This is a genomic window from Amycolatopsis orientalis (genome assembly GCF_000943515.2).
Classification (GTDB): domain Bacteria; phylum Actinomycetota; class Actinomycetes; order Mycobacteriales; family Pseudonocardiaceae; genus Amycolatopsis; species Amycolatopsis orientalis.
Window position 1 is genome coordinate 8884465 of record NZ_CP016174.1, and the last position, 20237, is coordinate 8904701.

General features: G+C 70.2%; 20 protein-coding genes and 1 pseudogene. 6 read left to right on the top strand and 15 right to left on the bottom strand.

What is annotated here, in order from left to right; translation table 11 throughout:
* Nucleotides 1-16: 16 nt before the first annotated feature.
* From SD37_RS38875 to SD37_RS38910, 8 genes are all read right to left on the bottom strand, one after another.
* On the bottom strand, nt 17-232 hold the full coding sequence (locus SD37_RS38875) for a helix-turn-helix domain-containing protein (protein ID WP_016330918.1): 216 nt from the start codon (nt 230-232) through the stop codon (nt 17-19).
* A 193-nt stretch (nt 233-425) separates the two neighbouring features.
* Nucleotides 426-1241 (bottom strand): pyrroline-5-carboxylate reductase, encoded by an 816-nt coding sequence (gene proC, locus SD37_RS38880; RefSeq protein ID WP_044855098.1) that lies wholly within the window; start codon nt 1239-1241, stop codon nt 426-428.
* A 24-nt stretch (nt 1242-1265) separates the two neighbouring features.
* Complete coding sequence (locus SD37_RS38885) at nt 1266-2039, bottom strand: thioesterase family protein (protein ID WP_201788934.1); 774 nt, start codon at nt 2037-2039, stop codon at nt 1266-1268.
* A 198-nt stretch (nt 2040-2237) separates the two neighbouring features.
* Entirely contained in the window at nt 2238-3035 is a 798-nt protein-coding gene (locus SD37_RS38890) for a sugar phosphate isomerase/epimerase family protein (protein ID WP_044855100.1), read from the bottom strand.
* Nucleotides 3036-3057: 22 nt separating this feature from the next.
* Complete coding sequence (locus SD37_RS38895) at nt 3058-4719, bottom strand: hypothetical protein (RefSeq protein WP_083255200.1); 1662 nt, start codon at nt 4717-4719, stop codon at nt 3058-3060.
* Nucleotides 4720-4824: 105 nt separating this feature from the next.
* A complete protein-coding gene (locus SD37_RS38900; protein ID WP_037319341.1) occupies nt 4825-5814 on the bottom strand; it encodes a Ppx/GppA family phosphatase in 990 nt (329 codons plus the stop codon).
* Between the two features lie 83 nt (nt 5815-5897).
* Nucleotides 5898-6587: a response regulator transcription factor gene (locus SD37_RS38905; protein ID WP_037319339.1), complete on the bottom strand. Its 690-nt coding sequence runs from the start codon at nt 6585-6587 to the stop codon at nt 5898-5900.
* Complete coding sequence (locus SD37_RS38910; protein WP_044855101.1) at nt 6584-7816, bottom strand: sensor histidine kinase; 1233 nt, start codon at nt 7814-7816, stop codon at nt 6584-6586. The genes SD37_RS38905 and SD37_RS38910 overlap by 4 nt, the downstream gene beginning before the upstream one ends.
* 292 nt (nt 7817-8108) lie before the next feature.
* Between SD37_RS38910 and SD37_RS38915 the strand changes: the two genes are divergently transcribed.
* Nucleotides 8109-8756, top strand: a complete 648-nt coding sequence (locus SD37_RS38915) for a hypothetical protein (protein WP_044855102.1) — start codon at nt 8109-8111, stop codon at nt 8754-8756.
* The gene (locus tag SD37_RS38920) at nt 8753-9670 is read left to right on the top strand and encodes a hypothetical protein (protein ID WP_044855103.1); all 918 of its coding nucleotides are present in this window, start codon (nt 8753-8755) and stop codon (nt 9668-9670) included. The genes SD37_RS38915 and SD37_RS38920 overlap by 4 nt, the downstream gene beginning before the upstream one ends.
* 70 nt (nt 9671-9740) lie before the next feature.
* On the opposite strand, the gene SD37_RS38925 is transcribed toward SD37_RS38920, so the two are convergent.
* The 7 genes from SD37_RS38925 to SD37_RS38955 form a co-directional block, all read right to left on the bottom strand.
* A complete protein-coding gene (locus SD37_RS38925; RefSeq protein ID WP_037319329.1) occupies nt 9741-10490 on the bottom strand; it encodes a phosphoglyceromutase in 750 nt (249 codons plus the stop codon).
* Between the two features lie 436 nt (nt 10491-10926).
* Complete coding sequence (locus tag SD37_RS38930) at nt 10927-11856, bottom strand: DUF4349 domain-containing protein (RefSeq protein WP_044855104.1); 930 nt, start codon at nt 11854-11856, stop codon at nt 10927-10929.
* 69 nt (nt 11857-11925) lie between these two features.
* Nucleotides 11926-12441, bottom strand: coding sequence for a type III secretion system chaperone family protein (locus SD37_RS38935; RefSeq protein WP_037319324.1), 516 nt, complete (start codon nt 12439-12441; stop codon nt 11926-11928).
* Nucleotides 12438-13742 (bottom strand): D-inositol-3-phosphate glycosyltransferase, encoded by a 1305-nt coding sequence (gene mshA, locus SD37_RS38940; protein WP_083255201.1) that lies wholly within the window; start codon nt 13740-13742, stop codon nt 12438-12440. Before mshA ends, SD37_RS38935 begins: the two co-directional genes overlap by 4 nt.
* 21 nt (nt 13743-13763) lie before the next feature.
* Entirely contained in the window at nt 13764-14576 is an 813-nt protein-coding gene (locus SD37_RS38945; RefSeq protein ID WP_044855105.1) for an alpha/beta fold hydrolase, read from the bottom strand.
* 308 nt (nt 14577-14884) lie between these two features.
* Nucleotides 14885-16063: a L,D-transpeptidase gene (locus SD37_RS38950; protein ID WP_044855106.1), complete on the bottom strand. Its 1179-nt coding sequence runs from the start codon at nt 16061-16063 to the stop codon at nt 14885-14887.
* A 207-nt stretch (nt 16064-16270) separates the two neighbouring features.
* The gene (locus SD37_RS38955) at nt 16271-17335 is read right to left on the bottom strand and encodes a UDP-N-acetylmuramate dehydrogenase (protein ID WP_044855319.1); all 1065 of its coding nucleotides are present in this window, start codon (nt 17333-17335) and stop codon (nt 16271-16273) included.
* Between the two features lie 26 nt (nt 17336-17361).
* On the opposite strand from SD37_RS38955, the gene SD37_RS38960 reads away from it, so the two are divergent.
* From SD37_RS38960 to purU, 4 genes and pseudogenes are all read left to right on the top strand, one after another.
* Nucleotides 17362-17859: a DUF2505 domain-containing protein gene (locus SD37_RS38960; RefSeq protein WP_044855107.1), complete on the top strand. Its 498-nt coding sequence runs from the start codon at nt 17362-17364 to the stop codon at nt 17857-17859.
* Nucleotides 17841-18638 (top strand): hypothetical protein, encoded by a 798-nt coding sequence (locus SD37_RS38965; RefSeq protein ID WP_044855108.1) that lies wholly within the window; start codon nt 17841-17843, stop codon nt 18636-18638. Before SD37_RS38960 ends, SD37_RS38965 begins: the two co-directional genes overlap by 19 nt.
* Nucleotides 18639-18701: 63 nt before the next feature.
* Complete coding sequence (locus SD37_RS38970; protein WP_044855109.1) at nt 18702-19361, top strand: DedA family protein; 660 nt, start codon at nt 18702-18704, stop codon at nt 19359-19361.
* Nucleotides 19339-20224: pseudogene (gene purU, locus SD37_RS38975) on the top strand (formyltetrahydrofolate deformylase). The gene SD37_RS38970 and the pseudogene purU overlap by 23 nt, the downstream one beginning before the upstream one ends.
* The last annotated feature ends 13 nt before the right edge of the window (nt 20225-20237 follow it).

Consider the following 20237-nt stretch of genomic DNA (forward strand, 5'->3'; position numbering starts at 1 on the left):
CTCCGCGAAGCGAGCCTCAGCCCACGTCGAAGTACGCGCCCTGCAGATACTCGTGAACGGCCTTTTCGGGCACTCTGAACGACTTCCCGACGCGCACCGCGGGCAACTCGCCCGAGTGAACCAGTCGGTAGACGGTCATCTTGGAGACCCGCATCAGCGTGGCCACCTCGGCGACCGTCAGAAACTGGACCTGGCCCACTGAGGGCAGATCATCCTTCTTGTTCGGCGGCATGATTCACCGTGTCCTTCGACACGTGTCGCGCCACGAGGCTTCCCCACCTGTGGTATCGACACGCACGTGCTCTCTTGAGAGTAGCGGGACACGTGTGGCTAAAGCGACGCGAGTCACCGAGATGGGCCCGTCCGACTACGCATTTCGTCCTCTGGATGCGGTCCTTGCGCATGCAAGGACCGCGTCCAGAGGACTAACTGCGAGGTTCGTGAGCGGCGCCCAGTTCGGTCGACCGGTCCTTCGCGGCCTCGATGGCGGCCAGGAGCGCCGCGCGGACGCCGTGCTTCTCGAGTTCGCGGATGGCGTTGATGGTCGTCCCGGCGGGTGAGGTGACGGCTTCGCGCAGCAGCACCGGGTGCTCGTCGGACTCCGCGAGCATCTTCGCCGCCCCGACCGCCGACTGGATGATCAGCTGCCCGGCTAGCGTCCGCGGCAGGCCGAGCAGGATCCCGGCGTCGATCATGGCCTCGACCAGGTAGAAGAAATACGCCGGCCCGGATCCGGACAGCGCCGTGACGGCGTCCTGCTGCGACTCCGGCACCTCGACGACCTGGCCGACGTGCGAAAGCAGCTCCTTCACCAGCGCGACGTGCTCCGCGGTCGCGTGCGCCCCCGCGGAAACCGCGCTCATCGCCTCTCCGACGAGCATCGGGGTGTTCGGCATGACCCGGACCACGGGGACGCCGTCGGCCAGCCTGCGCTCGTACAGGGCGGTCGGCAGGCCCGCGCACAGCGAGACCACCAGCGACTCCTTGCCGAGCAACGGCGCGAGTTCGTCCAGCACCGGGTCGATGTCCTGCGGTTTGACCGCGACGACCAGCACGTCGGCCCGGCGCGCGGCGTCGGCGACGGTGACCCCGTGCACGCCGTAGCGCTCGGTCAGCTCGGCGGCGCGCACCGGATAGCGCTCGGTGAACAGCAGGTCACCGGGGCTGTGCCCGCCGTGCAACAGGCCCGAGAGCAGGGCCTCCCCGATCTTTCCGGCACCGACGACCGCGATCACGCTCATGCCTTTCAGCGTGCCAAACCGCCGTCAGCCCCCGGGCGCCGGGGCGAGCGCCAGCTGACGCGCCTGGCAGACCACCCTGCCCTGCGAGTCCACCACGAGCGCGTCCGAGTCGAACCAGGCCTCGTGCACCGACTGGGCTTGCACGATCACCCGCAGCCAGCCCGGCGCCGGACGGGTGCGCAGCAACGCGGTCAGCTGCACGGTCGGCGCCCAGCCGACCCGGCCCAGGTTGTAGACCACCGGCGGGTTCACGTCGCCCGCGAGCAGGGTGAAGAACGGGTCGGGGAGGCCGTGCCGCGGCCGGACCCACAGCCGCATCTTCGGCGGGTCGCCGATCCGGCCGTGCAGGTAGCCGACGCTCGCCGGATCCAGCCGGACCTCGCAACCCTTCGCCAGGTTGAACATGCCTTCGGACGTCTCGCCGGTGACGGGTACCGCGCCGGGCGGCGGCTCCGCGGGCATGGCCGGGACGTCGGTCCACTCCGGACGCCGCATCGGCAGCCGACCGGTGGTCACCCTGGCCTCGACGCAGCTGCGGCCCCGCTGCTCCAGCAGGACCGCGACGACCGAGGCGCGCCTTCCGACCTTCCGGACGTCGGTGCGCAGCAACACCGGGCCCACGGCGGGCGGGTGCAGGAACTCCGCGCTGATCGCCAGCGGCTCGGACGGCGGCTCACCGCGTTCGTGGAGGAGGGAGAGCGCGGTCCGCGCCATCAGTGCCATCAGGAAGCCGCCGTGCGGATGTCCGCCGATCGACCATTCCGTGCGCAGTACCGCTGTGAACGTGCCGTCACCCAGTGATCGCGTCGCGCATGCCGCGTCGAAGGAGGTGACCGTGTCGTCGGCCGCGCTCCCCGAGCACTGACCCAGGCCACGAGCCGATCCATCGGGGTGCGGGAGATCAACAAACGCAGCTGGTTCACGGTCGGAACTTTACGTGTACCAGCGCCTCGAGTGCAGACAGGAATGAATCTCCGCACCTGGAGACGATCTTTGTCACTGACCGAGGTGAAACCTCGCGAACAGGAGTGACTCCGCGAGGTCCTTCGATCGCCGCGCCGGGCTCGGCGAGCGGCGCGTGTTGATCTCCAGCACGACCTGCCCGGAGAAATCGCTGTTCACGAGCTTTTCGAGGAGTTCGGCGCAGGGTTCGATCCCGCGTCCGGGCACCAGGTGCTCGTCCTTCGGGAGGCCGGTGCCGTCCGCCAGATGGACGTGCGCGAGCCCGGAACCCATCCGTTCGGCGAGCGCGAGGGCGTCCATCCCCGCCGCCGCCGTATGGGACAGGTCGAGCGTGTAGTGGCGAAACCCTACGTCCGTAGGGTCGATCGAGGGCCGGAAGGCCGACACGCGCGACGTCCGCGAGCCGCCGGGCGGGCGCACCTTGAACATGTTCTCGACCGCGATCTCGATCCCGCTTTCCTCTTCGAGCTCGTCGACGAGGTCACCGAACGCGTCGCCGTAGCGGCGCTGCCACCGGAACGGCGGATGCACCACGACCGTGCGCGCGCCCAGTTCCAGCGCCGCGTCCACGGACATCCGCAGGCGCACCTCGGGATCCGGCGACCACACGCGCTGGGTGATCAGCAGCGACGGCGAGTGGATCGACAGCACCGGCACGCCGGTGCGGCGCGACCACCGGCGCAGCGCGGACACGTCCTGGCTGACCGGGTCGGCCCAGACCATCACCTCGACGCCGTCGTACCCCAGGTCCGCGGCCATCTCGAAGGCCGCACCCGCCCGCAACGGCCAGACGGACGCGGTCGAGATCCCCACCGGAACAGGAACTGCCATTCCGGCATCCTCCCCGAGGCCGCTAACGCGCGACCAGGAGGAGTGCGGCCGGTGAGACCGTCACCACCAGTCCGACCAGAACCGCGAGCACCAGGGTCTGCAGATCCTCCGCCTTGCGGATCTTCCGGACGATCCACACCAGCGCGACGATCACCAGCAGCGCGGCGACCAGCGCGGCGGCGGGGATGTTCACCCACAGCCAGTTGAAGCCCAGCCAGACCGCGGCGCCGCCGACCACGCCGAGGGCGAGCTGACCGGCCAAGGCCAGCCACTGCTTCCCCGGTGACGCGTTCTCGGCGTACTCCTCGGGCTCTTCCTCCGCGACGACGTCCGAGTCCTGCTCGTCGTCGTAGTCGTCCTCGTAGTCGTCGGCCTGGTAACCGGCCGCTGTCCGGCCGAAGCCGTACTCCTCGCGGCCGAAGTCCGGGCCCTCCTCGGGGTAGGCCGGGTCGGCGAAGTCGCGTTCGTACTCGTCGAGGTCGTCCTGCGGCCGGTCGCGGTCGTCGAGCGAATGCGGCGGCACGAACGGCATCGGCGGCGGGTGCGAGGCCATGGTGGGCGGCCCGCCGTCGAACGGATCCGGTTCGGGATCGGTCTCCGGCTCGACCGGCACGGCAGGCGGCGGAGGCGGCACCGGCGGGATCCCGCCGATCTCGGTGTCCTCGGACTGCACCTTCTGCCGTCGCTTGCGCCAGCCCGCCAGCCCGGCGGGCGGGACCTCCGGCTCGACGGGCGCGGGGGGTGCCTCGGTCTCGGGGGCGACGTCGTCGCTCACCGCGGCGAACTGCTCGGTGCTCGGCTCGGCCTTGGGCTGGGCCGGGCGGCCCGGCGGACGGCGGCGCCGTACCGGCTGCGGGGCGGGCGGCGTCGCGAAGGCGCCGCTGGCCATCGGGCCGGGCTGGTCTCCGGCCTCGTCGGCGACGGGGTCGGCCCCGCCGTCGAGTCTCGCCGAAAGCCCCGAGGACGGGGGTCCGGCGGGGGGCTCGGGACGACGGCGGACCGGCGGCACCGCGCCGCGGGTCTCCTCCGGGCCGGCGGGCCGCGGACGGCCGCGCGGGGGCAGGCCGTGGGAGTCCGGCATCCGCTGGTAGCCGCTCGACTCCTGGGGCGGGACCGGGCGCGCGAACTGACCGGACTGCTGCGGCGGCCGCTGCTGGTATCCGCTCTGCTCCTGCGGCGGCGCCGGCCGGGTGAACTGACCCGACTCCTGGGGCGGCTGGGCGGGCTTCGGCGGGGCGGGCCGCGCGAACTGGCCGGACTCCTGCGGCGGAGCGACCGGCTTCGGCGGGCGCACCGGCGGCGTCTGCCTGGTCGGAGTGGACGCGACGTCGGGCGGCACCGGCAGCGGCGCGGAGTCCTGCTGCGGCGGCGGCCCCGGACGCGCTCCGGGGTTCGAAGTACTTTTCTCCGCCGGGAACCCATCGGGCGGAGCCTGCGGGCGCGTACGGCGCGGCGGCCTCGACGGCGGCGGCGGGGGGTCGCCGGACACGCGGTCGATGATCGCCTGCGGCGCGGTGTCGCTCACCGACGGCGCACGTCGGCCGCGCGGCGGCTCGGGGGCTTCGTCCTCGTCGTCGGCCGCGCGGCGTCGCCTGCGGCGCCCGCCTTCCGGCTGGGCTCCGTGCTGCGCGAGCAGCTCCGCCACGGTCTTCTGCGGCGGGCCGCTCTCTGTCTCGTCCGTCATACCGTGCTGTCCAATGCGCGCTCCAGCCGTTGTGAACCGGCACGCGACGGGGCATCGGCGGCGTCGCGCGCGCTACCGGCCGTCATCCGCATCTCCGTCACCTCTTCACCGTGCCCGTTCTCCGTCGACGAAGTCCAGTCGGGCGCTGCCGCCCACAGTCTCGTCCGCACCATTCGAATGGTCCAGCCGTCGCAGGATGACACCTTCTCGCAGTGCCCACGGACAGATCTCCAGTTCTTCCAGGGAAAGCGCCCGCATGGTGGCTTGTGCGACGAGCGCGCCGGCCACCAGCTGATGCGACCTGCTCGCGCTGACCCCCTCGAGTTGTGCCAGGTCCTGGGCGGTCATCCGGGAGATGAACGCGATGAGCTGGCGCAACGCGGTGTCGGTCAGGGTACGGCGCACATGCGGCCCGCTGGCCGACGGCGCCGCTCCGGTCAGCCTGGCGAGTGACCGGAACGTCTTCGACGTCGCCACGACACGATCGGGTTCACCCAATTTGGCGACCTTCTTGGCGAGCGTGGCGAGCTGTTCTTCGAGCCAGGCCGAAGTCGCGATCAGCTCCGAGCGGGACGGCGGATCGTTCCGGAACCGCGTCCGGGTGGTCCGGCCCGCGCCCAGCGGGAGGGATTCGGCCAGTTCGGGCTCCTCGTCGCGGCCCATCGCGACCTCGAGCGAGCCGCCGCCGATGTCGAGCACCAGCAGTTTGCCCGCCGACCAGCCGAACCACCGGCGGACGGCGAGGAAGGTGAGCCGGGACTCATCGACCCCGGAGAGCACCTTCAGCTCGACGCCGGTCTCCTCTTGGACCTTCGCCAGCACTTTCGGGGCGTTCTTGGCTTCGCGGACCGCGGAGGTCGCGAACGCCATGACGTCTTCGCAGCCGAGCCGCAGGGCCGCCGCCTTCGCCGATTCGACCGCCCGCACGAGGCTGTCCGCACCCGCGCGGCTCAGGTCGCCGTTGCGGGTGATCTGCTCGGCGAGCCGGAGGACCGCCTTTTCGGAATGCATCGGCGTCGGGTGGGCGCCACGGTGGGCGTCGACCACGAGCAGGTGGACGGTGTTGGAACCGACGTCGAGTACCCCTAGGCGCACGAGCGTCTACGGTACCCGCCCGCACGTCAGGTCACGAAACCGTAACCGTGATCTGTATCGCAGCGGGCGGGTACCAGCGCCGATCAGGTTTCGAACTTGTAGCCCAGACCACGCACCGTGACCAGGTGCCGGGGCGATCCCGGGTCCGGTTCGATCTTCGACCGGAGCCGCTTCACGTGGACGTCGAGCGTCTTGGTGTCGCCGACGTAGTCCGCGCCCCACACCCGGTCGATCAGCTGCCCGCGGGTGAGCACGCGGCCCACGTTGCGCAGCAGGTATTCGAGCAGGTCGAACTCCTTGAGCGGCAGGGACACCTCCTGGCCGTCGACGGTCACCACATGCCGTTCGACGTCCATCCGCACCGGCCCGGCGGACAGCACCAGCGGCGCCAGCTCGCCTTCGGCGCCGGGCTCACCGCCGCGGCGCAGCACCGCCCGCACCCGCGCGATGAGCTCGCGGGCCGAGTACGGCTTGGTGACGTAGTCGTCGGCGCCGAGTTCCAGCCCCACGACCTTGTCGATCTCGCTGTCCCGCGCGGTCACCATGATCACCGGGACGGCGGAGCGCTGCCGGAGCTGCTTGCAGACGTCCGTTCCGCTCATCCCGGGAAGCATGAGGTCGAGCAGGACGATGTCGGCGCCGTTGCGGTCGAATTCCTCGAGCGCCTGCTGCCCGGTTCCGGCCACGGCGGCGGTGAAGCCCTCCTTGCGCAGCAAGAACGCGAGCGGGTCGGCGAACGACTCTTCGTCCTCGACGATGAGAACCCTCGTCACAGGTTTCCTCCATGGTCGGGGCTTTCTTGCCCTGTTGCCACGAGACGGGGTGTCCGCTCGGGGGTCTTCTCCGGCCGGGATGCCGGCGGAGCCTGTTTCGCGGCCGCCGCCGGTTCGGTACCGATGTGGGCGGGGATCCGCAGGGTGAACGTCGACCCGGTGCCGGGACGGCTCCAGAGGCCGACCGAACCGCCGTGGTTGGCGGCGACGTGCTTGACGATCGCCAGTCCCAGCCCGGTCCCGCCGGTGGCCCGCGACCGGGCCTTGTCCGCGCGGTAGAACCGCTCGAACACGCGTTGCTGCTCGTCCTCGGCGATGCCGATGCCGCGGTCGGTCACCGCGATCTCGACCTTCCCGTCGACCAGCCGCCTGCTGATCGACACCGGGCTGCCCGGCGGCGAGTACGCGACCGCGTTCTCCAGCAGGTTCGACAGCGCGGTGACCATCAGCGTGCGGTCGCCCTCGATGAGCAGTCCGCTGGCCGCGTCGGTGGTGATGGTGATCTCGGCGGATTCCGCCGAGAGCGTGGTCCGGCCGAGCGCCTCGCGCACGACGGCGTCGACCTCGACCACGTTCAGATCCGGCAGCCGCTCGGCGCCCTGGAGCCGCGACAGCGCGATCAGCTCGGTGACGAGCTGGCCGAGCCGGGTCGACTCGCGGAGGATCTTGCCGCCGAACCGGCGGACCTCCTCCACGTCCTCCGCGGCGTCGAGGACGGCCTCGGTGAGCAGTGCGATCGCGCCCACCGGCGTCTTCAGTTCGTGGCTGACGTTCGCGACGAAGTCCCGCCGGACGGCTTCGAGTCGGATCGCCTCGGAGTGGTCGACGGCCTCGACCACGGTGAACCCGTCGCCGAGCGGGCGGACCTCGCCGAGGACGGCCTCGGGCTGGCGGCCCCTCGCCTCCAGCGGCGAAAGGTCGATCTCCATCGGCTCGTCGGTCTCGACGACCTGCTCGGCGGCCTTGCGGGCACGCGGGTCGGCCTGGTTGACCTTCACCAGGCCCAGCTCGTAGGCCCGCGGGTTGTGCAGGACCATGTCGCCGAACTTGTTGAGCACGACGACGCCGTTGTTGCTGGACCGCACGAGGCGTTCGAGCAGTTCGGCCACGGTGGGGCCGGTCGGTCGCCGCTCCTCGCGGCGGGCGCGGCCCCTCGCGATCAGGAAGCCGAAAACCACACCGACGATCAGTCCGCCGACGGCCAGGGCGAGTGCAACAGGCGTGGTCACAGGGGAATCGTAAGCGTCCGGGTAGCCTTTTGGCCTAGTCCCGGCCGCGTACTCGTGATGCCTATGACACCTGGGGAGACCCTGTTCGCCCGCAGGTCAGGCCCCGTTCACGTACCCGATCCCTGGCCGAGACCTCCCGGGTGAGGCGGATCACCCGAAGCGGGGAGGCCGTCGGCTCCGGATGCCCGGATCCCTACTTTCGTCGCGACTATCCCGGCACCGCGCCTCCCGCCCACGGGGAAATAGCGGTGTTCCCGTCACAGGCGCCGGGGAATGTTGGAAGACTGTCGCCGTGGAACTCGTCAGTGACATCTCCCTGATCCGTGGAGAAGAAGAGCTGTTCGACCGGACGGCTCATCTGTTCGTCGCGGCGACCGACATCGCGTGCGCGGCCGACGACCTGTACACGTGGGCGCTTTCCCGGCCGTCGCTCACCCGCCAAGGTGAGCGGCTGGTGCCCGACAAGCGGATCCGCAAGCTGTACCGCCCCGGTGTCCTGCTGAACGAGCAGACCGCGCAGCACCTGCACCATCTCTCGGGCCTCGGCGCGCAGATCCGGATCGGCACCGAGGAGATCAACGAGACGATCCTGCTCGACGAGCGGGTCGCGATCATGGCTGGCGACGAGGGCAAGGCGGTGCGCTCCTACAGCGTCATCTCGCGCCCGGAGCTGGTCCAGGGCATTCTGTCGCTGTTCGAAACCGCCTGGCAGGCGGCCGCGACGCTGGAGACGTTCGACGCGCGGTTCGCCGACATCCGGATGGAGGCACCGCAGATCCTCGAATTCCTGACCACCGGCTGCAAGGACGACAAGGCCGCGAAGAGCCTCGGCATGGGTGTGCGCACCTATCAGCGACGCGTCTCGGAATTGCTGGTCGCGCTCGGCGTGACGTCGCGGCTCCAGGTGGACGCGCGGGCACGGGAACTCGGCCTGCTGTGAAACGCTGGGCCGGGGTCGCCGTTCTGCTCGTCCTCGCGGGCTGCACCACCACGGTCCCCGGCACCGCCCAGCCGGAGCCGGCGAGTCCGCCGTCGAACTTCGCACTGGTCGATCCGGCGAAGACGGCGTCCATGCTCGCGGCGGTCAAGACGGCCACCGAAGCGACGTTCTCTTACGACAGCACGGCCGTGCCCGCCTACGAGAAGGCGCTCGCCGACAACCTGACGCCGGGCGCGCGTGACGAGCTGAGGAAGCTGTTCGCCGAGGTCCTGAATTCGGCCGAGCCGATCAAGCTCGTGACCAGGGTGATCGTCTCGGCGGCGGTCGAGCAGACGCCGGACAAGGCGCGGGTGCTGACCGTGGTGGACCAGACCAGCACCAGGGCGGGCACCACCAGCAAGGGGATCGCGACGGTCCTGCTCGCGACCGTGCGCGAAGGCGACCGCTGGCGGATCGGCGAGGTCGACGTGAACCCGGCGGGCTCCACGTCCGCGGCGGAGAAACCGGGCGCGGGTGACCGGGCGTTCGCGCGGGTGCGGGATTCCGCCCGCGACGGTGCCGTGCGCGCCGCGGAAGCCCTGCTGAACGTGAATCCGGCGGATCCCGAAGGCACGTACGCCCGCTACGAGTCCGTGTCGACCGGGCAGTTGCTGACCCAGTTCCGGCAGGACAAGGCGGCGCGGCTGAACCAGATCCGGTCCGGGGGCACGAAGTCGTCGATGGCGCCGAATCCGGCCGCCGCGGTCATGGAGGTCGTGGACGGCAAGGCGAGCGTGCTGCTCTTCGCGGCGTCGGACGTCACGGACGCGGCCGGGCAGGCGTCGAAGCGGTACCTGCCGATCGTGCTGCGCCTCCAGCGCCTGCCCGAGGGCTGGAAGGCCGCCGGTATCGAGATGGTCGCGGCCCTCCCCTGACGCAATTCGTCCTCTGAACGCGGTGATTCGTAGTGCGAACTACCGCATCCAGAGGACGAAACGCGTAGGTTCAGCGGCCCTGGTTCGCGACGGCGGCCGCGGCTTCCTTGGCGGCCTCCGGGTCCAGGTACGTCCCGCCGGCGGTAACCGGCTTGAGGTCGTCGGTCAGGTCGTAGCGCAGCGGGATGCCGGTCGGGATGTTGAGCCCGGCGATGGCGTCGTCGGAGATCCCGTCGAGGTGCTTCACCAGCGCGCGCAGCGAGTTGCCGTGCGCGGCGACCAGGACGGTCTTGCCGGCGCGCAGATCCGGCACGATCGCGGACTCCCAGTACGGCAGCAGCCGCGCGACGACGTCCTTGAGGCATTCGGTCAGCGGGGCGGAGTCGCCGAGGTCGGCGTAGCGCGCGTCGCCGACCTGGCTGAACTCGTCGGCCGGGTCGATGGGGGGCGGCGGGGTGTCGTAGGAGCGGCGCCAGAGCATGAACTGCTCCTCGCCGAACTCGTCCAGCGTCTGCTTCTTGTTCTTGCCCTGCAGCGCGCCGTAGTGCCGCTCGTTGAGCCGCCAGTCGCGCTTCACCGGGATCCAGTGCCTGTCGGCGGCGTCGAGCGCCAGGTTGGCGGTCGAGATCGCCCGGCGCATCAGCGAGGTGTGCACGACGTCCGGCAGCAGGCCGGATTCGGCGAGCAGCTTCCCGCCCTTGCGCGCCTCCAGCTCGCCCTGGTCCGAGAGCGGCACGTCCACCCAGCCGGTGAACAGATTTTCGGCGTTCCACGTGCTCTGCCCGTGACGCAGCAGCACCAGAGTCCCAAGCTCAGCCATGCGCCCAAGCCTGCCAGAGTGAGCGGAAGCGCCGGTCAGAGGGCTGGACTTGCCCTTGTTTCTACAGAGAGTGCGTTACCCGCGAGTAACACCTTCACTCGTCCAGAAGACGGGCTGCCAACAAGTCCAAATCCCGGAAAATCGGACTGCACTCCGTTATCCCACTGCAGAAAGTTCACTCCAATGGAGTAACCGGTAGTCTTGTGATTACAGGTGGAGATCTGACAGGTTGACTACGTCCCGCGCGGCCGGATTCCACGCACTCCCCGGCCCGACGCGGGTGACGACCGCGACTCGTCTCCCCCCTGCCGAGTCGCGGCGCCCGCCGGCCCCGTTGGCATCCCCCTCGTCACCGGGTCCACCTTGGCGGGAACTTCAGCGGGGCGGCTCGAGATCGCGACTCCCCCCTCCCTCGAGCCGTCCCGCCTAGGTCTTTTCAGTCCAGCGGCGGGGCGGACGGCAGATCCGAAGCCGACGCCATCGCGGGCGCGGCCGGACGGCGCCGCTTGCGCAGCCACCACACCAGCGCGGCCGCGGGGACCCCGAAGACCAGCAGGAACGGCGCCATCGCGCCGAGCACGGTCAGCAGGCCGCCACCGAAGGTCAGGAACGCGTCCCAGCCGCCTGCCAGCCCGCCGAAGAAACCACTGCGCGACTCTTCCGCCGCCGCGACCGTCTCGGCCTTCACCTGCAGCGAGATCGTCGACATGGCGACACTTCCGGCCAGGCTCTCGCGACGCTTCTGAAGCGACTCGAGTTCGGCCTCACGGCTCGTCAGCTCACTCTCGACCGAAGCGATCTCCGACACCGAAGTCGCCTTCGCGAGCAGCGCGCGGATGCGCTCGACACTCGCCCGCTGCGTGGCCAGCCGCGAATCGACGTCGACCATCTGCTCGGTCACGTCAGTCGCGGTGACCTCCCGTTTGACCTGCTTCCCGAGCTTCCCCAGCTGCTCCAGCACACCGTCGAGGCGATCGGAGGGCACGACGACGTTGACCGACGCGCGCTTCTCCTGGGTGCTCTCCTGCCCGGTGTACCCGGCGGCGGCCTGGGTGATGACGCGCACCTGCGAGATCACGTCGCCGACATTGGGCGCGGTGAGTTCCAGGTTCGCCGTGCGCACCAGCTTGCGGTCGGCCACCCCCGGCTGTCCCACCGGCGCCGGAGCCTTGTCCGAACCCGCCTTGCCCGCGCTGTCGGTGCTCTCCTTGTTCGGCCCGCCCTGACTCGGGGCGCCCTGATTCGGCGCGGCCTGCCGCCCGTCGGCCGACATCGCGGCGGATTTCTCGCCGGACTCGTTCGCCGAGCAGCCCGCGAGTGCCAGCACGATGCCGGCGACGGCCACCCATCTCGATCGCTTGTGCATAAGTCCCGTTCTCCCTCCAGTGCTGCGGAGAGAGACGGAGCCGGGTCCGGTGCCGTTGCACCGAACGGGTCACGAGTCGGTCAAGGCTCCGGGCTCGTGCCCGTTCGCGGGCTCGACGAGATGCTTGAACGCCTGCAGGTTCGCGAGTGATTCACCGCGCGAGACCCGCCAGTCCCATTCGCGTTTGATCGATTCGGCGAACCCGAGTTCCAGCAAGGTGTTGAAGTCGCCGTCGGCGGCCTCCAGCACCTGCCCCAGGATCTTGTCCAATTCGGCCTCGGTCACCGTGTCCAGGCCGAACCGGCCGACCAGGTAGATGTCGCCCATCGCGTCCACGGTGTAGTGCACGCCGTACAGTTTCGCGTTGCGGCGCAACAGAAAGCGGTAAACGTCCTCATGGGACTCATCGGGACGGCGGCAAACGAAGGCCTCGACGGCGAACGCGTGGTCCCCGGCGACCAGCCAGCAGTTCGTCTGCAGCTTCTTGGTGCCGGGCAAGGTGACGAAGTACTTTCCCTCGCCGCGTTTGTCGTACTTCAGGCCCGCATTGTCCAAAGAGGACCGCAAGATCTCGTCGAGTGTCAAACCGCCACCTCCGCGCGCTGTTCGAGGGCACGCCGGAACGCGCCGGTCGCTTGAGCGTACGTGTCGAGCAGGCGGTCGGTCGTGCGGCGCCAGGAAAAGCGCTGCGCGTGGACGACGGCGTTGGCCGAAAGTTCGGCACGCCTGCCCGGTCGCAAGGCGACGTTCGCGAGCGCGCCCGCCCAGTCCTTCGGATCATGCGAAGGCACCAGCAGCCCGGAAACGCCGTGCGGGACCGCGACCGGCAGCCCGCCGACCTCGGCCGCGATCACCGGCGTCCCGCAGGCCTGCGCCTCCAGCGCGACGAGCCCGAACGACTCGTTGTAGCTCGGCACCGCGACGAGATCGGCCGCACGGTAGACGTCGACCAGCGCCCGGCCGGGCTGCGGCGGCATGAACCGGGTCTGCTCCTCGATGCCGAGGGAGACGGCCAGTTCACGCAGGGCTTGCGGCTGCTCCAGCCCGGTCCCGGAGGGACCGCCGACGATCAGCACGACCAGCCTCGACGCCAGCTCCGGCCGCTCGCGCAGCATTTCGGCGGCGGCCAGCAGCAGGACGTCCGGCGCCTTCAGCGGCTGGATCCGGCCCGCGAAGGCCAGCACGATCGCGTCCCGCGGCAGGCCCAGCGCGCGGCGGGCGGCCGACCGCGAACCCGGTGTGAAGCGGTCGAGGTCGACCCCGGGCGGGATGGCGTGCACGGCGTGTGGGTCGGCGTCGTACAGCTCGATCAGTTCGCGGGCCTCGACGCGGGTGTTCGCGACCAGGCAATCGGCCTCGGCGACGACCTGCTCCTCACCGATCACGCGGGTGCGCGGCTCGGGGGTGTCGCCTTCGGCCAGCGCGGCGTTCTTGACCTTGGCCAGGGTGTGCGCGGTGTGCACCAGCGGCACCCCCCAGCGGTCGCGGGCGAGCCAGCCCGCCTGGCCGGAGAGCCAGTAATGCGAATGGATGAGGTCGTAGTAGCCGGGCTCGTGGAACGCCTCGGCCCGCAGCACCCCGGCGGTGAACGCGCACAGCTGCGCGGTCAGCTCGTCGCGCCCCAGCGGCTCGAACGGCCCGGCCGGGATGTGCCGCACCAGGACGCCGGGCGCCAGTTCGGCGACCGGTGGCTGGTCCGAGGACGTGGCCCGGGTGAACACCTCGACCTCGACGCCGCGGCGGGCCATCTCGGTGGCCGTCTGGCTCACGTAGACGTTCATCCCGCCCGCGTCGCCGGTGCCCGGCTGTTCCAGCGGAGAGGTGTGCAAGGACAGCACCGCGACGCGCCTGGGCGCGGCATCGAACCCGTGCAGAGGGATCGTCACCTGGTCAACACTCCTGAAGTCCTACTGATCGGCGAACCCGCGCAGCAGACCACCGAACTCATCGGCTGCTTCGGCGAACGGCAGATGCCCCACCTCAGGTAGCCAACGCATGACGGCACCCTGAATCTTCCCCGCCGCGTATTCCGCCGACGTCGGATCGATCACAGCGTCCGCGAGACCATGGACGATCAGCGTCGGTTTGTCCAGTTCGCGAAGTACGTCCTCGCTCCCGACGTCGCGCCGGAACAACGCGGAGCGCACCGAGGGCGGGGTCGCGAGGCTGGTGCCGAGCAAGGACTGGGTCAGGGTCCCGGACACCGGGGAGGCCGTCATCCGCGCGCTGAACTGCACCAACGCGGGAATCGCGACCGCCGGGTCGTCCGACAGCACCGCCGGGATGGCCTCGCGCATGGCGGGCCCGATTTTCCCGCCGGGGCGGTTCTTGCCGATTTCTGTGATGGCGCCCACAAGCACGACGCCGGCCAGGCGTGCGGAACCGTGCACGCGAAGGTAGTCGGTGATCACGAGCCCGCCGTAGGACCAGCCGACGACGATCGCGTCTTCCCCGGCGAAGTCGAGCACGGAGGCGAGGTCTTCGGCCCAGACCCGCGGGTCGTCGTAGCCCGCGGACGGGACCTCAGAGTCCCCGTGGCCGCGCAGATCCATCGCGACCAGGCGGAACCGCCCGGACAGCGCGGGATCCGCGAGCTGGGGCGCCCAGGCGCGGCCGGACTGGGCCCAGCCGTGCACGAACACGATCGGACGGGTGTTCTCGGCGCCCTCGACCCACAGGCCGATCCGCGTTCCGCCGTAGCCGACTACCTCGGTCTTCATGCCCGCACTTTATGGGCTCCCGGGCGGGTCTCGTGAGTGGCGATGACGGTTCGAACCGAGAGTGTTTTAGGTACCTACCGGGGGTGGGTTCGTTAGCGGCTGGCCGTGAAGGACTCCTTGAGGGACTCAGGGTCCCTCAAAGTTCCCCTCACCCTGCTCGGACCATCGCCACCAGACTCAGTGACACCACCAGCCCCAGGGGTAGCGCGTGAAGGCCCCCTTCCCTCGGCTGAGCCGAGGGAAGGGGGCCTTCACGCGCTCTTCAGCACTTCACCGCGGGCAGAGTCGCCACTCACGAGCCGGACGGGTTACTTGATCGCCGAGAGGGCCTTCCAGGACTTCCAGTCGTAGAACCAGTTCTTGACGTCCGATTTGGTCGGGCTGCCCAGTTTCGAACCGGTGATCTCGACGGGGTCGCCGATCATCGCCGAGTCGAAGTACTTCTTCGCGTCCGCTTCGAGCAGGTTCACGCAGCCGTGCGAGGTGTTGGCCTTGCCGATGTTCGCCGCGTTGTCCTGGTTCTCGTGGATGTACTCGCCGTTGTTCGAGATCCGGCAGGACCACTTCTTGTTGACGTTGGTGTAGCCGTACCGCGCGTTGTCGAACCGCGCCGTCGGCTCCTTCGTCATCACGATGAAGGTGCCGTTGGGGGTGTTGCGCTGGACGTCGCCGTCGAGCCCGTTCGAGCACGGGTAGCTCGCCGACTCCGCGCCGCCGCGGTAGACCTTCATCACGTGGTCCGGGGTGTGGATCTTGACGACCTGGTTGCGGCCGATCTTGAACTTGGTGGTGACGTCGGCCTTGCCGTACGCGCCGCCGCCGAGCGCGACGCCGTAGAGCTTCGCTTCGACGCTGACGGTGATGTTGGCGGGCCAGTACTCCTTGGGCCGCCAGTCGACCTGCGTATCCGACAGCCAGCCCCAGGAGCCCTCGACGTCCTTGTCGGTCTTCACCTTGAGCGCCTTCTCGGCGGCCGCCTTGTCCTTGACCGGGGACGCGAACTTCACGCTGATCGGCATCCCGACGCCGACCTCGGCGTCGTCGGTCGGGTTCAGCGTGGCGCGGACCTCCTTGGCCGGTTTGACCGTGGTGAAGGTGCCCTTGAGCTCGGCGACCTTGTTGTCGCTGCCGCTGGCCTTCGCCGCGTACGTGTAGGTCTTGCCGTAGCCGAGGGACTCGGAACTCGTCCAGGTGAGCCCGTCGGGCGAAAGCTCCCCTTTGACGTCCTTGCCGGAATCGCCGGTGACCTTGACCTCGGTGAGCTTGCCGTCGGCGACCTTCACGACGACCGGCGTCACCACGGAGGCGTCCTTGGCGTCGACGGCGGGCTCGGCGGTGATCTTGGCGAGCGGCGGCGCGGCGGCCTGTCCGTCGCCACCACTGCCCTCCGGCTTGGCGTTGCCGCCTTCTTCGCTGGAGCAGGCCGCGGCCAGCATGGCCGCCCCCGCGGCGAGCGCGGCCTTGAACACCGTGCGCCGTTCGATCACCGTGAACCTCCCATTGGCCCCCACGCGAGCACCTACCCGCTCAGCGCTGGGGACCTCTCCGACGTTACCCGCGGCGGCGAAACTCACCCCGCGCCCCCTCACGGCTATAGACGCATCGGCCCGGCTCGGGGTTGTTCGCGACTTTCGGCGGCTCGCGTTTAGCCCGCTAAAGGCGCGTCGCCTTTAGCGGGCTAAACGCGAGCCGCGCTAGAGCGAGCAGTTGATGAGCAGGGGTTCCGGGTGGAGCGAGACGCCGAAGCGGGTCTCGACGCCGTCGCGCACTTCGCGGGCCAGCGCGAGGAGGTCGGCTGTCGAGGCCTTCCCCCGGTTCGTGAGCGCCAGAGTGTGCTTCGTCGACAGCGACACCCGGCCCCCCGGCCCCTCGTGCCCCTTCGCGAATCCCGCGCGCTCGATCAGCCACGCCGCGGACAGCTTCGTCCCGCCGGGCGCCGGGTATCGCGGCACGCGGACGTCCTCGCCGACGACGTCGACGATCCTCGCCAGCACCTTCGCGACCTGCGCCTCCCCGATGATCGGGTTGGTGAAGAACGAGCCCGCGCTCCAGGTGTCGTGGTCGTCCGCGTCGAGGACCATGCCCTTACCGCGACGCAGCCCGAGGACCGCTTCGCGTGCTTCGGCCACCGGGACGCGGTCACCGATCTCGACGTCGAGCGTGCGGGCGAGTTCGGCGTAGCGGATCGGGGCCGAGAGGCCGTCTTCGGTGACCTTGAAGCGCACCGTGAGCACGACACCCGCGTCGGTCCCCTTCAGGATCGAAGTGCGGTAGCCGAACCCGAGCTCTTCGGCGGTCAGCGTGCGGATCTCGCGGGCGGCGCGGTCGTAGAGGTCGAGCGAGACCAGTGACTCGGCCACCTCGCAGCCATACGCGCCGACGTTCTGGATCGGTGTCGCACCGACCGAACCCGGGATCCCGGAGAGACATTCGAGCCCGCCGACGCCCTCGGCGACCAGTCCCTCGACGAAACCGTCCCAGTTCTGCCCGGCGGCGACCTCGACGAGATCTCCGTCACGTGTCCAGCCGGTCTCGCCGACCTTCAGCAGCAGGCCCTCGAAGCCTTCGTCGGCGACGACCAGGTTCGAACCGCCGCCGAGCAGCAGGACCGGCTCACCCGCGTCGTCGGCCTCGCGGACCGCGTCGACCAGGGCCTGCGCCGTCGTCGCTTCGGCGTAGCGCCGCGCCGGGCCGCCGAGCCGCAGCGTGGTGTGGTCGGCGAGGGCGGCGTGCTGGGTGGGAGTTTCGGCAGTGCTCACGCCCATGAACGGTACTGTCTGGCGCCATGGCCTCCCGTATCGAGCACCGCACGACCTTCTCCGCCGACCTCGCGAGCGCGTGGGACGCGGTGGCGAGCGAAGCGGCGCTCCGGGCCAGGCTGGAGCAGATCGGCGGCGACGACGCGGAACTGCTGGAGTACGTCCCGGCCGAGGACGGGGTGCGCTACAAGCTGCGTCAGGGCATCAGCTCGGACAAGCTCCCGTCCGCCGTGCGGACCCTGCACCGCGGCGACCTCGTCGTCGAACGCGAGCAGATCTGGCGCGCCGGCGGCGCCGGGTACACCGGTGGCGCGACGGCGTCCGTCCACGGCGTGCCGGGCGAGATCACCGCGAAGACGTCGCTGACCGGCGACGGCGAGCAGACGACCCTCGTCAACAGCGGCGAGGTCAAGGTGCGGATCCCGTTCGTCGGCGGGAAGCTGGAGAACGTGATCGCCGAACAGGTCGTCAAGCTGCTGGAGCGCGAAGCGGAATTCGTCGCGAAGTGGCTGGCCGAGCGCTGAAACCGGTCGGGGCACCGACACGCGGGACGACCAACCCGAACCGCCTCCGCCGCGTGGACCGGTGGCTCGCGGGCGACGCCGGGGTGACCCGACTGCTGCGCCGGGCGCACGAACCGCTCGTGGTGGACCTCGGCTACGGCGCCTCGCCGGTGACCACGGTGGAGATGGCGCGGTGGCTGCGCTCGGTCCGCCGCGACGTCCGGGTGCTGGGCCTGGAACTGGACGCCGAACGGGTGGCCGTGGCGCAAGCGTGCGTCGACCGGCCGTGGCTGGACTTCCGGCGCGGCGGTTTCGAGCTGGCCGGGACGCGACCGGTGCTGGTGCGCGCGTTCAACGTGCTGCGGCAGTACGACGAGGCCGAGGTCGCCGGGGCCTGGTCGCTGATGCTGGACGCGATGGCGCCCGACGGGCTCCTCGTCGAAGGCACCTGCGACGAGATCGGACGGCTGAGCACCTGGGTCGCCGTCGGGCACGACGGGCCCCGCACGCTGACCATTTCCGTCCATCTCGCGAGCCTGGAACGTCCGTCCACAGTGGCCGAAAGGCTGCCCAAGGTTCTCATCCACCGCAACGTTCCCGGTGAACGCGTCCACGATTTACTGTCCACTCTGGACACTTGCTGGGCGACGGCGGCGCCGCATCAGAACTTCGGCGTCCGGGCCCGCTGGGCGCATACCGTCCATCTGCTCACCGCCCGAGGCTGGCCGGTGCTGAACCGGCCGTCGCGGTGGCGGCTCGGTGAACTCACCGTGCCGTGGTCGTCGGTGGCCCCCGACTAGGAATTCACCGGTACAACCCCGCTCCGTCATCCCGATGCGACCTGCGGTGATCACCATGGGACCGTGGAACTACTGGAGTACGTCACCGGGCTGCTCGAGGGCACGCTGGGATCACCCTGGCTGTGGGTGATCGTGTTCCTCGTGTCCGGGTTGGACGCGCTCCTGCCGTTCATGCCGAGTGAGACGACCGTCATCACCGTCGCCGTCCTCATCGGCCCGGAGCTGCCGCAACTGGCGCTGCTCGCCCTGGTCGCCGCGCTCGGCGCCTGGCTGGGCGACTGCCTCGGTTACACCGTCGGCGCCGCCGCGGGCTCTCGCGCGCTCGCCCGCCTGCAGCGTGGTCCGGACGGGGTCCGGCGCTACGAATGGGCGAAGATCCAGGTCCAGCGCAACGCCGTCCTGCTGATCCTCGCCGCCCGCTACCTGCCCGGCGGCCGCGTCGCCAGCGGGCTCGCCAACGGCAGCCTCGGTTACCCGCCGCACAAGTTCGTCCCGCTCGACGCCCTCGGCGCGAGCGTCTGGGCGGTGTACAGCGTCCTGATCGGTCTCGTCGGCGGAGCGACCTTCGCGGACGAACCGGAGAAGGGCCTTCTGCTGTCCTTCGCGCTCGGCCTGCTGCTGGTCGGGGCGATCGAGATCGGGCGGCGCGTCCGCGTCGGCATCCTGACCCGGCGCCGCGCCGCGGCCGGGACCAGCGACAATGGAGTACGTGTCGAACCCTGAACGCCGCTACGTGATCTCCTTCGGTTGCCCCGACCGCACCGGCATCATCGCCCGGATCTCGGGTTTCCTCGCCGAGCACGGCGGTTGGATCGTCGAAGCCGCGTACCACACCGACCCGGACACCGGCTGGTTCTTCACCCGCCAGGTCGTCCGCGCCGACTCGCTCCCGTTCGACGCCGCCGAGCTGCGCACGCGCTTCGCCGAGGTCGCGAAGTCGCTTTCGGCCGAGTCGAGCTGGCAGGTCAGCGACACCGGCGAACGACGGCGGGCCGTGATCCTGGTCTCCAAGGCCGGGCATTGCCTCTACGACCTGCTCGGCCGCGTCGCGTCCGGCGAACTGGACGTCGACGTCGCCGCGGTCATCGGCAACCACGCCTCACTGGGCGACATCACCCGCGCCCACGGCATCCCGTTCCACCACGTCCCGTTCCCCGCCGGCGACGCCGAGGCCAAGGCGCCCGCCTTCGCGGAGGTGCGGAAACTGGTCGACGAACACGACCCGCACGCCGTCGTCCTCGCCCGGTTCATGCAGGTCCTGCCCCCCGGAACTGTGCGAAGCCTGGGCCGGGCGGGCGCTCAACATCCACCACAGCTTCCTGCCGTCGTTCGTCGGCGCGCGGCCGTACCACCAGGCCCACGCGCGCGGGGTGAAGCTGATCGGCGCGACCTGCCACTACGTCACCGCCGACCTCGACGCGGGCCCGATCGTCGACCAGGACGTCATCCGCGTCGACCACGGCGACTCTGTCGAGGACCTGATCCGCAAGGGCCGCGACATCGAAAAGGTGACGCTGGCGCGGGGACTGCGGTGGCATCTGGAGGGCCGCGTCCTCGTGCACGGGAACCGGACTGTCGTCTTCTAGTGGTTGACTGGGT

Bases quoted from the DNA above. Each gene is read 5' to 3' on its own strand.
- SD37_RS38895 (WP_083255200.1), bottom strand. From the start codon at position 4,719: ATGACGGACGAGACAGAGAGCGGCCCGCCGCAGAAGACCGTGGCGGAG.
- SD37_RS38930 (WP_044855104.1), bottom strand. From the start codon at position 11,856: ATGCACAAGCGATCGAGATGGGTGGCCGTCGCCGGCATCGTGCTGGCA.
- SD37_RS38890 (WP_044855100.1), bottom strand. From the start codon at position 3,035: ATGGCAGTTCCTGTTCCGGTGGGGATCTCGACCGCGTCCGTCTGGCCG.
- proC (WP_044855098.1), bottom strand. From the start codon at position 1,241: ATGAGCGTGATCGCGGTCGTCGGTGCCGGAAAGATCGGGGAGGCCCTG.
- SD37_RS38960 (WP_044855107.1), top strand. From the start codon at position 17,362: ATGGCCTCCCGTATCGAGCACCGCACGACCTTCTCCGCCGACCTCGCG.
- SD37_RS38875 (WP_016330918.1), bottom strand. From the start codon at position 232: ATGCCGCCGAACAAGAAGGATGATCTGCCCTCAGTGGGCCAGGTCCAG.
- SD37_RS38945 (WP_044855105.1), bottom strand. From the start codon at position 14,576: ATGAAGACCGAGGTAGTCGGCTACGGCGGAACGCGGATCGGCCTGTGG.
- SD37_RS38925 (WP_037319329.1), bottom strand. From the start codon at position 10,490: ATGGCTGAGCTTGGGACTCTGGTGCTGCTGCGTCACGGGCAGAGCACG.